A 15,956-nucleotide genomic window follows, 5' to 3' on the forward strand; every position below is an offset into this window, starting at 1 on the left:
TTTCTGAGCATGGTATTTTTCATGGTATTACCAATTAGCAGGAAAATAAGCCATTGAATATAAAAGATAAAAATGTCTTGTTTACAATAGAGTGGGAATGAACGGCCTGCTTGCGAACCATTGGTTCGCAGGCCGTTCATTGCCCCGTCGAATAGACGGGGCCGGGGTCAATCGCTTGCTTGCGAACCATTGGTTCGCAGGCCGTACATTGCCCCGTCGAATAGACGGGGCCGGGGGTTCTTAAGGTCTGCTTGCGAACCATTGGTTCGCAGGCCGTACATTGCCCCGTCGAATAGACGGGGCCGGGGGTTCTTAAGGTCTGCCCACGAACCATTGGTTCGCAGGCCGTTCATTGCCCCGCGAGTAGCCGGGCACGAATCGCATTTCAGACTTTTCCTATCCACTGGTAAGGCATACCCTGCTTGGATTGGGATTAGATGGGCGCTAGCCTGCACGGTATGGCTCGGGGGAGCCCACAGGGGGGGGTATGGCAATCACGGTTTATATCGTTGACGATCATGCGCTGGTACGCATGGGGTTTCGTTTGATTTTGGATGGGCAGGCCGATATTCAGGTCGTTGGGGACGCCGAAAGCGCGGAAGATGCGCTGCCGGACATTCGCCGGCTCAAGCCCGATATCGTGCTGTGCGATTTGCATCTGCCAGGTCTGAGCGGGCTGGAGCTGACCGAGCGTGTAGTGCGAGGCGATTACGGATGCCGGGTGATTGCGGTTTCGGTGCTGGAAGATGGCCCGATGCCGCGCCGCTTGCTGGAGGCCGGAGCCTACGGCTACGTGGGGAAAGCCAGTGATGCAGAAGAATTATTGCGCGCGGTGCGGGAAGTGGCGCGTGGGCGCAAATACTTGGCTACTTCGATTGCACAGGGAATGGCGTTGGCAGGTATCCAAGGCGATACCGGCTCACCTTTCGATAGCCTGACTCCCCGCGAGTTGGAAGTGGCCCTGTTGCTAAATCAGGGGTTACGGCAAGAATCCATCGCCAAGCGATTGAGCCTGAGCGCCAAGACCGTCAATACACATAAAACGCGTTTGTTCGACAAGCTCGGGATTCACGACAACATCGCACTAGCGCGCCTGGCCAGCCAGTACGGTCTGGTGGATCCCGCCAGCGGCTTGCATTGACCCCCCCAGCTGCAGTTGGCCGCGCTGGGGGGCAGTGCCACGCATGCAGCGCAGGTTAGTCGCTGCGGTGATCGTCGGTTGCTGGTTGCGGTGCAGGCGGCGCGGTGACAACGAGTGCCGGCGTTGCAGCTGCATCACTGCGAGCGGTATCAAACAAACCGCGCAGTTGTTCTGCGCGCTGACGGGCCACGGCCTCAGCGTCAAGCACTGGTGCACTCTCGGGTTTGCTTTCCGGAACGACCTCGGCGGCAACGTGCAGTCCGCTCTCGCGCGTGTTTTCCGAGGTCACTTCAGCGGCCACGCGTGGGGCTGGCTCGGCATTCACCACTGCTGCTGCGGCTACTTGGGTAACCGGCTCAATCCCGGCCGACGCCATTGCGGTCACAGCATCGACCGCAGGTAGTACATGCTCTGCCGCGACATCTTGTACCGGCGCAGTGACCGTGCTCACCGGCAACGGCAGCGCGGCATTGGCCAAGGCTTCGTTGATAGCAGACGCGGTAGCCGGCTCGACTGGAGCAGTTGCGGTTGCAGCCACATTGACTGGCGCAGCAGCCTGCACAGTGGCAGCGATCGCAGCTGCCACGACTGGGGTGGCAACCGGTGCCGGAGCGATTGCTGCAGGTGCTGCTGCCTGGGTTGGGCGTTCGATATCGTCGAAATCGAATTCCGGCTGCGCAGCATCGGTGTCGAGCACTTCATCCAGCGCATCTTCGGGCTCGATTCCGTTCTCGTTGCCTTGGCCGGCTTCGCTACCACGCCGACGCCGACGGCCACCACGACGGCCACGGCGACGCTTGCTGTTGCCTTCGCCAGCCCCGCTTTCTTCAGTTGCTTGAGCCGCTGCGTCGATTTGCACGATGTCCTGAGCAGCTGTTGCCTCAATTACTGCTTCAGCCGGGACATGCAAGTTTGTGACTGCAGTCAGCGCCGCTGCAGTTGGTGTAAGGGCATCTGCGGGTGTGGTTGCAGGCGTGCTACTCACCACGGCTAGCGGTGCTGCCACAGGTTCCTGACGTTCCTGCTTGTGTTGCTTGCTTTGCTTTTGCTGTGGCTGTCGTTCTTGCTTGTCAGCCTGGGCTTGCTTGTCCTGACGCGGTTCGTTCCTGGGGGCCTGCTTCTGCTGTTGCTGCTGTTGTTGCAGTGGCTTTTGTTTCTGTGCTTGCTGGCCCTGTGAATTTTTTTGCTGCTGCTCGTTGCGGGCGTCGCGTGGCTTGTTGTCGTCACGACGCTGTTCGTTTTTGTTGCGGCTCTCTTGACGATTGTCGTTGTTGCGACCGTCACGGCGAGCGCCACGTTCATCACGACGCGGGGGATTGCTGTTGCGCCCGGTTGCTGCAGGAGCTGGCGCGCTCGGCGCGGCGGCAGGTGCAGCGAACAAACCACGCAGCCAGCCGATCACGCCGCTTGTGGCGGGCGGGGTGTTGCTTGCGACGGGCGCGGCTGGCGTCACGAGTTGTGCTTCAGGGTCCTGCGGCATCGGCTTGGGATCGCGCAGGGGCGCCGGTTGAACCGGATTGACCCTGGTGACTGCCGGTGGCGGGATGTTCAGTTGTGCCTTGGTCAGCGCGATGGTGTTGAACTTGCGCGGAGTGCCACGTTGGTAGCTGGGCTTGCTGGTCTCCTCACTCATCTCGTTGCTACGAATGCGCGTGACTTCGTAGTGTGGCGAGTGCAGCTGTTCATCGGCGACGATCACAATCGGAGCGTCGTGACGTTGTTCGATCTCGCGTAGCGCACTGCGCTTCTCGTTGAGCAGGAAGTTGGCAATCTCCACCGGCGCTTGCACCAGGACTTGCCCGGTGTTGTCCTTCATCGCGTGTTCTTCAGCCACACGAATGATCGACAACGACAGCGATTCGATACTGCGCATGCGTCCGTGACCCTCGCAGGTCGGGCAGACGATCTGACTGGCTTCACCCAGGCTATTGCGCAAGCGCTGGCGGCTCATTTCCATCAGGCCAAAGCGGCTGATACGGCCCAGCTGCACGCGCGCACGGTCATATTTCAGTGCGTTTTGCAGTTTGTTCTCGACATCGCGCTGGTGTTTGTTGCTGGTCATGTCGATGAAGTCGATCACCACCAGCCCGCCAAGGTCACGCAGGCGCAGCTGGCGGGCCACTTCTTCGGCTGCTTCCAGATTGGTATTGAACGCGGTTTCTTCGATATCACCGCCCTTGGTGGCGCGTGCGGAGTTGACGTCGATGGCGGTCAGCGCCTCGGTCTGGTCGATCACCAGAGCACCGCCGGAGGGCAGCCGCACGGTGCGCTCATACGCACTCTCTATCTGCGATTCGATTTGGAAGCGGTTGAACAGGGGGGTGTCGTCGGTGTAATGCTTGAGCTTGCGCTTGTTGTGCGGCATCACCTGTTCGACGAACTCCAGCGCCTCGGCGTACATCTCCGGGGTGTCCACCAAAATCTCGCCGATGTCGCTGCGCATGTAGTCGCGCAGGGCACGTACGATCAGGCGGCTTTCCTGATAAATCAGGAACGGGGCTGGCTTGCTCAGTGCCGACTCGGCGATCGCACGCCAGATGCTGAGCAGATAGTCCAAGTCCCACTGCAGTTCTTCCGCGTCACGGCCAACGCCTGCGGTACGGATGATCACACCCATATCGTCCGGGATGTTGAGTGCATCCATCGCCTTCTTCAGCTCGGCGCGGTCATCGCCTTCGATCCGACGCGAGACACCGCCGGCGGTGGGCGAGTTCGGCATCAGCACCATGTAGCGGCCGGCCAACGAGATGAACGTGGTCAGGGCTGCACCCTTGTTGCCGCGTTCTTCCTTGTCGACTTGCACCACCACTTCCTGGCCTTCGCGCAGGAGTTCCTTGATCCCAGCCTTGTGGTGATCGACGCCCGCTTGGTAGTAGTCGCGGGAAATTTCCTTCAGCGGCAAAAAGCCGTGACGATCAGCACCATATTCGACGAAGGCCGCTTCCAGCGACGGCTCCAGCCGAGTAATGCGGCCCTTGTAGATATTGGATTTCTTGTTATCGCGGGACGGCTGTTCGATGTCGATGTCGTACAGATTCTGGCCTTCGACAATGGCCACCCGCAGTTCTTCCGCCTGCGTGGCGTTGATAAGCATTCGCTTCATTGTGCATTCCTCGTGCGCTTGCCTGCCCACTCCGATGAAGGGAGGGGCACTGCACGGAACGCCTGGGGCGTTTCGCCTCTGGATACCGCAAGCGCGCGGCAGCGTCTTGCGCATGCCGTGCCGCTGTTGAGTTTTCCAGCGCTGCAACACCACGGCGTACCGCGGGAGCGCTTGTTCCTATTCAAATATGTTGCAGGGCCGGCGACTTTCGCCCAACTTCCGAAGGAGGAGGGCGCGTCGCGCGGGGCGTTGTTTAACGGGCGGAGTCACGGCACAAGGCCGGCGATGGGCAGGTTTGCCGCGCAGCCGTTAACATGTCCACCCCAAGGGTGGTGGCAACGTCACTGCGGCGGGGCTTGCCGGGAAGGCCGGCTTTCGGCCGGTTGGGCGGTAAACAGCCGCCCGGTACTTCCTGCAAAATCAAACCCTTGCATCGCCCCCCGAGTGTATCAGATCAGCCCCCAATGACACAGCCCGATTCCCCTTCTGGTGGCGCCCGCACCGTTCGCATCCCCGATGACCGCGCAGGTCAGCGGTTGGATAACTTCCTGCTCGGGCAGTTGAAAGGTGCGCCGCGCTCACTGGTCTACAAGCTGGTGCGTAGCGGGCAGGTGCGCATCAATGGCGGCCGGGCCAAGGCGGAACGCAAGCTGGAAGTTGGCGATGAGGTCAGAATCCCGCCTGTTCGCATCGAATCGCCGCAAGATGCCGGCCGTTCGCCGCCAAAAGCTATGCTGGCGGCAATGGAGGCGTCCATCGTGTTTGAAGATGCGCGCCTGCTGGCCATCAACAAACCATCGGGTGTGGCCAGCCACGGCGGCAGCGGGATTTCATTTGGCGCCATCGAAACCATGCGGGTGCTGCGGCCACGCGACAACCTGGAGCTGGTGCACCGGCTGGATCGGGATACTTCCGGCTTGCTGGTGCTCGCCAAAAAGCGCTCAGCCTTGACAGAACTTCAGCGATTATTGCGTGAAGATCATGGGTCAGGCATCGAAAAACGCTATTTGGCGCTCTTGGTTGGGCGTATGCCCGATGGTGTGATGAGCGTGGATGTGCCGCTGCATGTGGGGTTGCGCCAAGGTGGCGAGCGGCATGTGCAGGTTAATGCCATCGGCAAGCCGTCAATCAGCCATTTTCGTGCCTTGGAACGCCGTGACGGGCAAAGTTATTGCGAAATCCGCATCGAAACCGGCCGTACCCACCAGATTCGCGTACATGCCCAGCACATTGGCCATCCGGTGGCCGGTGACGACAAATATGGCGATGCAGCCGCCAACAAGCGGCTGCGTGAACAAGTGGGCTTGAAGCGCTTGTTCTTGCATGCCGCCACCTTGGAATTTGCGCTGGATGGCGGCAAAGCTCCCTATCGGCTCAATGCGCCGCTGGTGCCGGAGTTGATTGACGTGCTGGATCGGCTGGGGTGAGTTTCGGCGACCAAGACCAGTGGCGATGTCTCAGCCCGCCAACAACTCCGCCTTCGCCGCACAAATAAAGTCGTTCTCGCTTAACCCGCCCACGTCATGGGTGGAAAAACGCACCAAGCAGCGGTCGTAATGCACGGAGAGGTCGGGGTGGTGGTCTTCGGCATTGGCGACGTGCGCCAGCGCATTCACAAATGACATAGTGCGGTAGTAATCCGCGAAGGTGAAGGTCTTGCTTAGCGCGTGGCCGTTTTCGACCAAGGCCCAGCCTGGCAGCTGCGGCAGGAGTTCGCGAATGCTGGCTTCGCTCAGACGGTGTTCATGGCCGCGGCGCGGAGCGCAATGGGCGTGGGCAAGCGGAATCATGTCATTCATATGGGTTTCGCGCAGTGACGTTGCAGCCCGTTAGAATAGCGGCATGATCCAGATTTCAGAAACCGCACAAACCCACTTTCGTAAATTGATCGAGCGTGAGGACATTCCTGGCTTGGGCGTGCGGCTGTCCGCACAAAACCCCGGCACGCAGCGCGCCGACGTGCGCTTGGAGTTTGCCGAGCCCAGCGAGTTGGCGGGAGATGAATGGGCGATTGACTGCGCCGGCTTCACCTTGTGGCTGGATGCCCCCAGTGTGCCGTTTCTGGATGGCGCGGAGATTGATTACGAGATCAAGGCTACCGGTGGTCAATTGCAGATCCGTGCCCCCAAAATCAAGGGTGTGGTGCCGGGTGAGTCCGCCTCGTTGGTGGAACGCGTGCGCTGGGTGATCGACAATGACATCAATCCGCAATTGGCGATGCACAAAGGCCATGTCACACTGACCGAAATCACTGGCGAAGGCATCGTGGTGTTGAATTTTGGCGGTGGCTGCCACGGTTGCAGCATGGTGGATATCACCTTGAAGCAGGGGGTCGAAAAAACCCTGCTGGAGAAGGTGCCGGGGGTTACCGGCGTGCGTGATTCCACCGATCACGCCACTGGTGATGCGCCATACATGGCGCGTGAGGCCTGACGGACGCATGCGCGCGTGACGACAGCCAATGACGTCATTGCCGCGCTGAATCAGCGGCGCCTGCTCAAGACTGGTCACGAACCGTCACCATCACAGCTGCCTGCTGGCTGGCAAGGCTGGCTGGATGCAATGGTGCAAACCGCGGCCCCCATTCGCCATGCACCACCACAGGATTGGGTCGATAGCTTGGTGCAGCGGCCTGCGCCGACAGTCAGCAACAGTGGTGGCCTGGGTCTGCCATTTTTCCAGCTGCTGCGCTTGGGGCGACCACCGGATCCGCGTGAAGACCGCAAGTTGCGGATCGGCGTGGGGGCGGCGGATGTGTTGTTGCATCTGGTATTGGTGGGATTGCTGCTTTGGCTGATGTACCTGCGGTTTCTAGCGCTGGCACAGCAACAGGAAGACGAGCAGGGCGAAGCCGTGCAAGTGGAGTTCATCGGACGCGGTAATGTGGCCACTGGCGGTGGTGCCTTGGCCAATGCGGGTGTCGAGTCTGCGCCGGCAGCCGCATCGGCGGCACGGCGAGCCTCGCCAACAGCGCCAACCACTCCGGGGCAGGCGGCTGCCCATGCCGCCGATGCCAACCAACCCGTCGCGCTGGAACAAGTTGCGGCATCGCCGCCGCAGACCCTGGCCGCCGATCAAACCGCACCCATACTGACGCAGCCCAAGCCGGTACCCAGCGATGCCACGGCGGCCCAGCAGTTGCAAGTCAGCAATGTCGCGCAGCCGCAGCCGGAAAGCTTTCAACTGTCACCGCCGCGTGAGCGCACGGTCGTGATGCCGGAAATCAAATTGCGTGATGTGCAGCCACAGCAGCAGGTGGAAGCCATTGCCACGCTGAAAGCGCAACCCGTGCAAACCTTGCAAGTCAAGCCACGGGATGTGCAATTGCGCGCCCCTGAATTGAAGACGCAGGTGCAGGCATTGGACGTGTTCATCCCTGACGCGAACCTGCTCACCCGCGAGCGAACGCCGTCGACGAAATCTGCTCAGGCCACCACCGCAAGTGTGCAGGTACCGCAGCTGCACGGCCAGGTGCGCGAGCTTCCTTTGCAGCCAGGCGAGGGTGGCGTGGTGGCGGCCACACCGGGCAATGGGCATGCCAGCGACGGTCAGGCCAGTGCCGCAGGTGCTGGTGGCAACACCGCAAGCGCGGCGGGAACGGGACAAGCCCAAGCCGGTCAAGGCGCAGGCACGCAAGCGGCACAGACGGGAGGACGTGGCGTCAGTACAGTCGGCACCGGCGCTGGGCCAGGGCTGAAAGCGGCACCGGGCGGTTGGCCGGGGGCGGCGAAGAGTGATGATTGGGGGGCATCCAATCGCAATGTGGCGGGCACCGGTGCCGGTAGTGGGAATGACAAAGGCAATGGCCGCAATGGCGACGGCAAAGCCGGATTGTTCAATGCCGATGGCAGTGCGCGCTTGCCCGATGCCTGGTCAAAAAACAGCGGCGTGGATCTGGACCGCGCGGGGACGTGGCTGAAGCGGCCAGGCTTGGAATACCGCGGCACCCGCTTCGATAAATACTGGATCCCCGAAGGCAACCTGCTGCAGGAATGGGTGCGCAAGGGCATCAAGGAATTGTCGATCCCGATTCCTGGCACCAAATTGAAGCTCAAATGCGTGGTCTCGCTCCTGCAATTTGGCGGCGGTTGCATGCCGGAAAACCCGGATGCCAACGAGCAGAATTCGACCGGACGCAAGGCCCCTGAAATCCCGTTTAAGCCAGAATTGCAGGAAGATAACGGCAGTGTGCGGCCGGCCGCCCAATCTGTCGATAAGCCATAGGAGCGCACCGCAGGGGCGCGATCGCCCTTGCCGGGAGGCCGAGGTCATGCCAGAAGCATCGCGCTTTTGAGAGGGCTACCCGCGTGCGCCCAACGTTTGCACCATCAATGCGCGCAAGCTGGCATCATCGCGTGCTTGCGGCGGTGTCACTTCGGCCAGTGAAAACCCGCGCTCCAGCGCATCGCTTTCGTCCAGACCTTCAAACTCCACAAACTCAGCATCCATCAATGCGGCGCGGGCGGTGTCCACACTGTCAAACGGGAGCGTGGCACCATCGGAGTCAAAGACTTCGGCGGTGCCTGCGTCCAGTTCACGCAAGCGCGCCCAGATCAGTGTGCGCCCCAGTGTGGCCAGCCACCAACGGTCGTGTGCGGAGTTGTTCATGCCATTGCCTTGCCGATGACCCACAAAATACCGCCCATCACAATGCCACCTAGAATCACCAGTAGTGAAATGCGGGCCGGTGTGGCCAGCCCCGACAGCGAGCGGTCCGGCGTACTGCGATAACCACCGCGCAGCAGCCACCACAACGCGATGGGTTTGAGGAATGCACCTTCACCCAATTGCGTGGTGATCTGCGGGTGACGATCGCGGATATGCACCAAGGTCAATGGCCAGAAAATCACGAATGCAGTTGCACCAGCGATCGACGTGGCGAATGAGGTCAGCGCAAAAAACAACACCAGATCGGCATCCACGACTTAGAACTCCGCACTGCCCGGCGCACGCGGGTAGGCAATCGCGTCGCGGATATTGGCAAGGCCGCACACGTACACCACCAGCCGCTCGAAACCCAGGCCAAACCCGGCATGCGGCACGCTGCCATAACGGCGGAAGTCGCGGTACCAGCCGTAGTGCGCCGGGTCGATGCCGAACTGCGCCATGCGCGCATCCAGGACATCAAGCCGTTCTTCGCGCTGGCTGCCGCCAATGATTTCACCGATGCCGGGGGCCAGCACATCCATCGCGGCCACGGTTTTGCCGTCGTCGTTCATGCGCATGTAGAACGCCTTGATCTGCTCGGGATAGTTCATCACCACCACCGGACGGCCCACGTGTTCTTCGGTCAGCCAACGCTCGTGTTCGGTCTGCAAATCCAAACCCCATTCGACCGGGAAGTCGAATTTTTTGCCGGACTTTTGCAGCAGGCCAATCGCATCGGTGTAGTCGATGCGTTCAAATGGCGCATTGATGAAGCCGTCCAGCCGGGTGATGGCATCTTTCTGCACGCGTTCGGCGATAAACGCCATGTCATCGCCGCGTTCATTGAGTACGGCTTTGAACAGGTATTTCAGGAATTCTTCGGCCAGGTGGGCATCGTCATTCAAATCCGCGAATGCGATTTCCGGCTCGATCATCCAGAACTCGGCCAAATGCCGTGTGGTGTTCGAATTCTCGGCGCGGAAGGTGGGGCCGAAGGTGTACACCTTGCTCAAGCTCAGGCAGTAGGCCTCGACATTGAGCTGGCCGGACACGGTGAGGAAGGTTTCCTTGCCGAAGAAGTCGCGGCTGAAATCCACGTTGCCCTTACCATCGCGCGGCAGGTTGGCCATGTCCAGCGTGGAGACGCGGAACATCTGGCCGGCGCCTTCGGCATCGGAGGTGGTGATGATGGGCGTGCTGATCCAATAGAACTGGCGTTCGTGGAAGAAGCGGTGCACGGCCTGCGCAAGGCAGTGGCGAATCCGCGTGACGGCGCCGAACAAATTGGTGCGCGGGCGCAGGTGCGCGAACTCGCGCAGGTATTCCAGCGAATGCTGCTTGGGCTGCATCGGGTAGGTCAGTGGATCGTCCACCCAGCCGGCCACCTCGATGGCGGAGGCCTGCACCTCGAAACTCTGGCCCTGGCCCTGCGACTTCACCAGCGTGCCGGTGCAGATCACCGAACAGCCGGTGGTCAGGTGCTTGACCTCGGTTTCGTAATTGCCCAGCGCATCGGTGGCCACCACCTGGATCGGGGCAAAGCAGGAGCCGTCGCTGACATTGACAAACGACAGGCCGGCCTTGGAGTCGCGGCGGGTGCGCACCCAGCCGCGCACGGTCACTTGCCCACCTTCCGGCACATGCCCGGCCAATGCCTGGGCGATGGTAATCGTCGTCATCTTGAAATCCTGCGTTGCAAACACGAAATAGTTTGCAAGTTTACCGGAGCTACAATGCCCACATGAGCATTTCATTGACTGAATCCGCCCGCAGACGTGTGCTGGGGTATCTGGAGCTGGATCCCACCGCGTTGGGCCTGCGTTTTGGGGTGTCCCGCAGCGGTTGTTCCGGCTGGGGCTACAAGGTGGAAGTGGCGCGCAACGTGCTGGACTCGGATGTGGTGTTCGACGATGCCGGCGTGCGCATCTATGTGGACGCCACCAGCTTGTCGCAAGTGGACGGCACCCGCATTGACTATGTGCAGCAGGGCCTGAACGCGCAGTTCGTGTTCGACAACCCCAACGTCACCGGCGGCTGCGGCTGCGGGTCCAGTTTCACGACCGAGGCGGACAAGGCGGGCTGACAGCGGTGTGGCGAAATTCGCGAGGACAGGGTGGCAAGGCCGTATAATGGCAGGTCATTTCCCCTGCAATTACCCCACATGATCGAGCTGAATCCCATCCGAGCCCGCATCGCCGACCTGACCGGTCGGCTGGATGCGCTCCGGGGGTATCTTTGACTACGACGCCAAGCGTGAACGTTTGGAAGAAGTCGAGCGCGAGTTGGAAAACCCTGACATCTGGAACGACCCCGCGTGTGCGCAGGCATTGGGGCGTGAGCGATCGTTGTTGGACAAGACCGTCAATGGCATTCGCAACTTGAAAGACGGGTTGGCCGGCGCCGAAGAGTTGCTGGAATTGGCCGAGATGGAAGACGACGAGGACACCGCGCTGGCGGTGGTGGCCGATGTTGATCGTTTCGAAAAAGGCGTGGAAGCCATCGAATTCCAGCGCATGTTCGCGGGGCAGATGGACAGCTGCAATGCGTTCGTCGATATCCAGGCCGGCGCCGGTGGTACCGAGGCCCAGGATTGGGCGGAAATTCTGCTGCGCATGTACCTGCGCTGGGCCGAATCCCGCGGCTGGAAAGCCGAGCTGATGGAAGTTTCCGGCGGCGATGTGGCGGGCATCAAATCCGCCACCTTCCGCATCGAGGGTGACTACGCTTATGGTTGGCTGAAGACCGAGATTGGCGTGCATCGCCTGGTGCGCAAGTCGCCGTTCGACTCGGACAACCGTCGCCACACCAGTTTCACCAGCGTGTTCGTGTCGCCCGAAGTGGACGACGACATCGACATCGAGATCAACCCCGCCGACCTGAAGACCGACGTGTATCGCTCCTCGGGCGCGGGTGGCCAGCACGTCAACAAGACCGAGTCCGCGGTGCGCATTACCCACGTGCCCACCAATACCGTGGTGGCGTGTCAAACCGAACGCAGCCAGCACGCCAACCGTGACCGTGCGATGAAGATGCTGAAGGCGAAGCTGTACGAACTGGAGGTGCAAAAGCGCAACGCCGAGAAGGATGCGCTGGAAGCCACCAAGTCGGATATTGGTTGGGGCAGCCAGATCCGCAACTACGTGCTGGATCAAAGCCGGATCAAGGATCTGCGCACGGGCATCGAGCGTAGTGATACGCAAAAAGTGCTGGACGGCGATCTGGATGAATTTGTGGAGGCCAGCCTGAAATCCGGGCTGGAAGCGGGCGCCAAACGTTCCGACGCGGCTTGATTTTTGCTCAACCGCAGGCGCGGCCGATGGCCGCAACCCTATCCAACCGGAGCGGTCGCGGCCATGGGTCGCTCCTAAAAAAAACACGGTCATGACATGACAGACACCTCTCCCATCATCGACGAAAACAAGCTCATCGCGGAGCGTCGCGGCAAGCTGCATGCGCTGCGCGACAGCGGTGTGGCATTCCCCAATGACTTTCATCGCGCCGATCTCGCTGGTGACCTGCAAGCCGATTATGCGGATGCTGAGCGCTGGACGAGCGAAGCGCTGGAGGCGAGTGGCCGCACCGTTGCGATTGCCGGGCGCATGCTGGCCAAGCGAGTGATGGGCAAGGCCGCGTTTGCCACCGTGCAGGATATGAGCGGGCGGGTGCAGTTGTTCTTGCAAAGCACAGCGTTGGGTGACACTTACGACGCATTCAAGGGTTGGGACATCGGCGATATCGTGGCCGTCGAAGGCAGCTTGATGCGCACCAAGACCGGTGAGTTGTCGGTCAAGGCCAGCTCACTGCGGCTGCTGGTTAAAGCGTTGCGACCATTGCCAGACAAGTTTCATGGCCTGAGTGACGTGGAGCAGCGCTATCGCCAGCGCTATGTGGATTTGATCGTGAATCCGGAGGCGCGCGATGTGTTTATCGCCCGCTCGCGCATCGTCCGTGCGATGCGCAGTTGGTTGGACGCCAGGCGCTTTCTGGAGGTCGAAACACCGATGATGCATTACATCGCAGGTGGTGCCACGGCGCGTCCCTTCACTACCCATCACAACGCGCTTGATCTCGATCTTTACCTGCGCGTCGCGCCGGAGCTCTACCTCAAACGCTTGACCGTAGGCGGGTTGGAGCGAGTGTACGAAATCAACCGCAACTTCCGTAACGAAGGTGTGTCCACCCGGCACAACCCCGAGTTCACCATGCTCGAGTTGTACGAAGCCTATGCCACCTACATCGAAGTAATGGATTTGACCGAAGCCATGATGCGCGACGTGGCGCGCGAAGCGATGGGGACCACCGCATTCGAGTGGGATGGCCAGGCGATTGATCTTGGTCCTGCGTTCCGTCGTTGGAAATTGGAAGAGGCAGTGCGTGAATTGAACCCGGAAATTTCGGTGGCCGATTGCCGCGATCGCGACGCACTGGCCGCGCATTGCGCGCGTTTGGGTGTGCACGTGAAGCCTGGTTACGGCTGGGGCAAATTGCTGTTGGAAATCTTCGAAAAGACTGTGGAAGGTGGCTTGATCCAGCCGACCTTCATCACCCACTATCCGGTGGAGGTCAGCCCACTGGCGCGTGAGTCCGACAGTGAGCCGGGCATCACCGATCGCTTCGAGCTGTTTGTCGGTGGCAAGGAGTTGGCCAATGGGTTCTCGGAATTGAACGATCCGGAAGACCAGGCCGCGCGCTTTCGTGCGCAAGTCGAGGCGAAGGACAGTGGCGACGATGAAGCCATGCATTTCGATGCCGACTACATCCGGGCGCTGGAAGTGGGGCTGCCGCCTACCGGTGGCCTTGGCGTGGGCATTGATCGCTTTGTGATGCTGTTGACCGGCAGCAACTCGATTCGCGATGTCCTGCTATTCCCATACATGCGCCCACAGGCAGTGGAATAAGCCGCAACTTGCGGTGTGTGATGCCGGCTATCGGTCGGCATCGCAACGCCATCCCAGGACTTAGTGCAGCAATTTGCCGAGGATGCGCGCGCCCGCCATCCATTCGCCGGCAATCGTGCCCAAGTTGGTCAGCATGAACACCAGCACCACGCGCGTCACCTTGTTGCGATACCACCCGCGCAAGGTCTGGGTGTCATCGCGCAGCGCCAGGAAATCCGGATAGGCGGGTTTGCGCAGGCGCACTTCGGCCAATGCACTGAACATGCCCGAAGGCAGGCCGGGGCGGAACGGCTTGAACGGCGCGGCAACGGCACCGGCCAGCAAGCTCAACGGGTTGGCACCGGCCAACAGCGCGCCGATGGCGGTCAGCCCGCAGGTCCACGCCACCCATTGCAGCAGCAAATCACGCCCCAGGTCGCGGCCGCCGTGGTAATAGCCCCACGCAATGCCACCGATGATCAGCGTCATCAAGGTCAGGGTGATCCACGGGATATTGCGTTTTTGTTTGATCTGCACAAGCGCGTCGACGACCGCTTGCGGTGTGCGCTGGTCGTCGGCCAAATAGCGTGACATGCCTTTCAGATGGCCCGCGCCCACCACCGCCAACACCTGTTTTGCACCATCGCTGCGCTCGCGCAATTTTGCCGCCATGTACTGGTCGCGTTCGTCGATCAGGCTGGCAAACAGCGTGGGGGTATCGCGTGCAAAGTCACCAAAACTCGACTCCAGCATGTCGCCTTCTTTCAGGCGCTCGATGTCTGCTTCGGACACTTCATCGCGGGCAAACAAACCGCCGCCCACGCTGCCGATCAATTTGGCGCGGTCCCAGAAGCCCAGCCCTTGCAGGATACGGCGAAAGGTGATGCCCACATCACGGTCGATCAATTGCAACGACAGCCCGCGCGCGCTGGCTTCCGTGGCGGCGGCTTTGAGTTCCGCACCGGGTTCGATCCCCAATTGTTCTGCCAGCCGGCGCTGATAGGCGGCCAGTGCCAGATTGGCGGCAAACGGGGCCACTTTCTTGTCGCGGATGACCTTGACCAGATCCAGTTGCGCCAGCGCATCCGGGTGGGTCAGTGCTTTGTGGCGTTGTTCGTCCAGCTCCACCGCCACTGCATCAAACCGGCCGCTGTCGATGGCCGCATTGACCGCATCAATGCTGGCTTTGGACACATGTGCGGTACCCAGCAGGGTGTAGTGGACGCCATCACGCTGCACCTCGATGACAGGTTGGTTGGCGTATTCGGCGGCGCTGGCCGGCAGGGAGGAGTCAGTCACGGTAACGCTTCGTCAAATCGGAATAGGCGTCGATACGGCGGTCGCGCAGGAACGGCCAGATGCGGCGCACATGTTCGCTGCGCTGCAGGTCAACCTTGGCCAGCAAAAGCGATGCGTCGGTGCCGGCTTCGGCGATGACTTCGCCTTGCGGCCCCAACACGATCGAGTTGCCCCAGAAATCAATGCCGGAAGCGCCCAGCGGTGACGCCTCGTGGCCCACACGGTTGCAGCTCAATACCGGCAAGCCATTGGCCACCGCGTGGCCACGATGCGACAGCACCCACGCATCGCGCTGGCGGGTTTTTTCATCTTGTGCATCGCTGGGGTCCCAGCCAATCGCGGTGGGATACAGCAACAGCTCGGCACCGGCCAGCGCCATCATGCGCGCCGCTTCCGGGTACCACTGGTCCCAGCACACCAATACGCCGAGTTTGCCCACCGAGGTTTGAATGGGGGTAAAACCCAGATCACCGGGGGTGAAATAGAATTTTTCGTAGAAGCCCGGATCGTCCGGGATGTGCATCTTGCGGTACTTGCCGGCCAGCGAGCCGTCGGCGTCAAACACCACGGCGGTGTTGTGGTACAGCCCCGCCGCGCGCTTTTCGAACAAGGAAGAGACCAGCACCACGCCATGCTGCTTGGCCAGCGCCGACAGGCGCGCGGTGCTGGGGCCGGGGATGGGCTCGGCCAGATCGAACTCGTCTACCGATTCGTGCTGGCAAAAATACGCACCGTTGTGCAGCTCTTGCAGCAGTACGAGCTTCGCGCCGGCGCGGGCGGCTTCGGCCACGCGGGTTTCGATGATGGCCAGGTTGGCGGCGGCATCGCCGTGGTTGCGCTCCTGGATCAGCGCAACGGAGAGAAGTTTGGTTGTCATCCGCCCATTGTA

The 15,956-nt window shown here is 61.0% G+C and carries 14 protein-coding genes; 7 read left to right on the forward strand and 7 right to left on the reverse strand.

What is annotated here, in order from left to right:
• The first annotated feature begins 487 nt into the window (after positions 1-487).
• Complete coding sequence (locus K7B09_RS04895) at positions 488-1,141, forward strand: response regulator (RefSeq protein WP_223627326.1); 654 nt, start codon at positions 488-490, stop codon at positions 1,139-1,141.
• Between the two features lie 55 nt (positions 1,142-1,196).
• On the opposite strand, the gene K7B09_RS04900 is transcribed toward K7B09_RS04895, so the two are convergent.
• Positions 1,197-4,244: an Rne/Rng family ribonuclease gene (locus K7B09_RS04900; protein WP_223627328.1), complete on the reverse strand. Its 3,048-nt coding sequence runs from the start codon at positions 4,242-4,244 to the stop codon at positions 1,197-1,199.
• A gap of 464 nt (positions 4,245-4,708) precedes the next feature.
• On the opposite strand from K7B09_RS04900, the gene K7B09_RS04905 reads away from it, so the two are divergent.
• The gene (locus K7B09_RS04905) at positions 4,709-5,671 is read left to right on the forward strand and encodes an RluA family pseudouridine synthase (protein WP_223627331.1); all 963 of its coding nucleotides are present in this window, start codon (positions 4,709-4,711) and stop codon (positions 5,669-5,671) included.
• Positions 5,672-5,701: 30 nt separating this feature from the next.
• On the opposite strand, the gene K7B09_RS04910 is transcribed toward K7B09_RS04905, so the two are convergent.
• Positions 5,702-6,043: a 4a-hydroxytetrahydrobiopterin dehydratase gene (locus tag K7B09_RS04910; RefSeq protein ID WP_223627333.1), complete on the reverse strand. Its 342-nt coding sequence runs from the start codon at positions 6,041-6,043 to the stop codon at positions 5,702-5,704.
• Positions 6,044-6,086: 43 nt separating this feature from the next.
• Between K7B09_RS04910 and K7B09_RS04915 the strand changes: the two genes are divergently transcribed.
• Together K7B09_RS04915 and K7B09_RS04920 are read left to right on the forward strand one after the other, a co-directional pair.
• The gene (locus K7B09_RS04915; protein WP_223627335.1) at positions 6,087-6,677 is read left to right on the forward strand and encodes an NfuA family Fe-S biogenesis protein; all 591 of its coding nucleotides are present in this window, start codon (positions 6,087-6,089) and stop codon (positions 6,675-6,677) included.
• Between the two features lie 15 nt (positions 6,678-6,692).
• Positions 6,693-8,468, forward strand: a complete 1,776-nt coding sequence (locus K7B09_RS04920; protein ID WP_223627338.1) for a hypothetical protein — start codon at positions 6,693-6,695, stop codon at positions 8,466-8,468.
• Positions 8,469-8,543: 75 nt separating this feature from the next.
• On the opposite strand, the gene K7B09_RS04925 is transcribed toward K7B09_RS04920, so the two are convergent.
• From K7B09_RS04925 to asnS, 3 genes are read right to left on the reverse strand one after another with little or no spacing between them, the layout of a single operon-like run.
• Complete coding sequence (locus K7B09_RS04925) at positions 8,544-8,852, reverse strand: hypothetical protein (protein ID WP_223627340.1); 309 nt, start codon at positions 8,850-8,852, stop codon at positions 8,544-8,546.
• Positions 8,849-9,154: a hypothetical protein gene (locus K7B09_RS04930; RefSeq protein ID WP_223627744.1), complete on the reverse strand. Its 306-nt coding sequence runs from the start codon at positions 9,152-9,154 to the stop codon at positions 8,849-8,851. Before K7B09_RS04930 ends, K7B09_RS04925 begins: the two co-directional genes overlap by 4 nt.
• Positions 9,155-9,169: 15 nt before the next feature.
• Positions 9,170-10,570 (reverse strand): asparagine--tRNA ligase, encoded by a 1,401-nt coding sequence (asnS, locus tag K7B09_RS04935; protein WP_223627342.1) that lies wholly within the window; start codon positions 10,568-10,570, stop codon positions 9,170-9,172.
• Between the two features lie 62 nt (positions 10,571-10,632).
• Between asnS and K7B09_RS04940 the strand changes: the two genes are divergently transcribed.
• The 3 genes from K7B09_RS04940 to lysS all read left to right on the forward strand — a co-directional run bounded on the left by K7B09_RS04940 (position 10,633) and on the right by lysS (position 13,789).
• Positions 10,633-10,974, forward strand: coding sequence for a HesB/IscA family protein (locus tag K7B09_RS04940; RefSeq protein ID WP_223627344.1), 342 nt, complete (start codon positions 10,633-10,635; stop codon positions 10,972-10,974).
• A gap of 78 nt (positions 10,975-11,052) precedes the next feature.
• Positions 11,053-12,181, forward strand: a protein-coding gene (gene prfB / locus K7B09_RS04945; RefSeq protein WP_223627346.1) for a peptide chain release factor 2 whose coding sequence is annotated in 2 segments (ribosomal slippage) — positions 11,053-11,127 and positions 11,129-12,181 — 1,128 coding nt in all. Because the reading frame shifts where the segments join, the coding sequence is not laid out codon by codon here.
• Positions 12,182-12,277: 96 nt separating this feature from the next.
• Positions 12,278-13,789 (forward strand): lysine--tRNA ligase, encoded by a 1,512-nt coding sequence (gene lysS, locus K7B09_RS04950; protein ID WP_223627348.1) that lies wholly within the window; start codon positions 12,278-12,280, stop codon positions 13,787-13,789.
• Between the two features lie 60 nt (positions 13,790-13,849).
• Here lysS and K7B09_RS04955 read toward each other — a convergent pair whose 3' ends face one another.
• The gene (locus K7B09_RS04955) at positions 13,850-15,067 is read right to left on the reverse strand and encodes a TraB/GumN family protein (RefSeq protein ID WP_223627350.1); all 1,218 of its coding nucleotides are present in this window, start codon (positions 15,065-15,067) and stop codon (positions 13,850-13,852) included.
• Positions 15,060-15,944, reverse strand: a complete 885-nt coding sequence (locus tag K7B09_RS04960; protein WP_223627352.1) for a carbon-nitrogen hydrolase — start codon at positions 15,942-15,944, stop codon at positions 15,060-15,062. Before K7B09_RS04960 ends, K7B09_RS04955 begins: the two co-directional genes overlap by 8 nt.
• Between the last annotated feature and the right edge of the window lie 12 nt (positions 15,945-15,956).

This window comes from Thermomonas beijingensis (assembly GCF_020034655.1).
Classification (GTDB): domain Bacteria; phylum Pseudomonadota; class Gammaproteobacteria; order Xanthomonadales; family Xanthomonadaceae; genus Thermomonas; species Thermomonas beijingensis.

What these genes read in the sequence shown, in the direction of transcription:
- lysS (WP_223627348.1), top strand. Translation starts at nt 12,278, where the DNA reads ATGACAGACACCTCTCCCATCATCGACGAAAACAAGCTCATCGCGGAG.
- K7B09_RS04905 (WP_223627331.1), top strand. Translation starts at nt 4,709, where the DNA reads ATGACACAGCCCGATTCCCCTTCTGGTGGCGCCCGCACCGTTCGCATC.
- K7B09_RS04895 (WP_223627326.1), top strand. Translation starts at nt 488, where the DNA reads ATGGCAATCACGGTTTATATCGTTGACGATCATGCGCTGGTACGCATG.
- K7B09_RS04900 (WP_223627328.1), bottom strand. Translation starts at nt 4,244, where the DNA reads ATGAAGCGAATGCTTATCAACGCCACGCAGGCGGAAGAACTGCGGGTG.
- K7B09_RS04910 (WP_223627333.1), bottom strand. Translation starts at nt 6,043, where the DNA reads ATGAATGACATGATTCCGCTTGCCCACGCCCATTGCGCTCCGCGCCGC.
- K7B09_RS04915 (WP_223627335.1), top strand. Translation starts at nt 6,087, where the DNA reads ATGATCCAGATTTCAGAAACCGCACAAACCCACTTTCGTAAATTGATC.
- asnS (WP_223627342.1), bottom strand. Translation starts at nt 10,570, where the DNA reads ATGACGACGATTACCATCGCCCAGGCATTGGCCGGGCATGTGCCGGAA.
- K7B09_RS04925 (WP_223627340.1), bottom strand. Translation starts at nt 8,852, where the DNA reads ATGAACAACTCCGCACACGACCGTTGGTGGCTGGCCACACTGGGGCGC.
- K7B09_RS04940 (WP_223627344.1), top strand. Translation starts at nt 10,633, where the DNA reads ATGAGCATTTCATTGACTGAATCCGCCCGCAGACGTGTGCTGGGGTAT.
- K7B09_RS04960 (WP_223627352.1), bottom strand. Translation starts at nt 15,944, where the DNA reads ATGACAACCAAACTTCTCTCCGTTGCGCTGATCCAGGAGCGCAACCAC.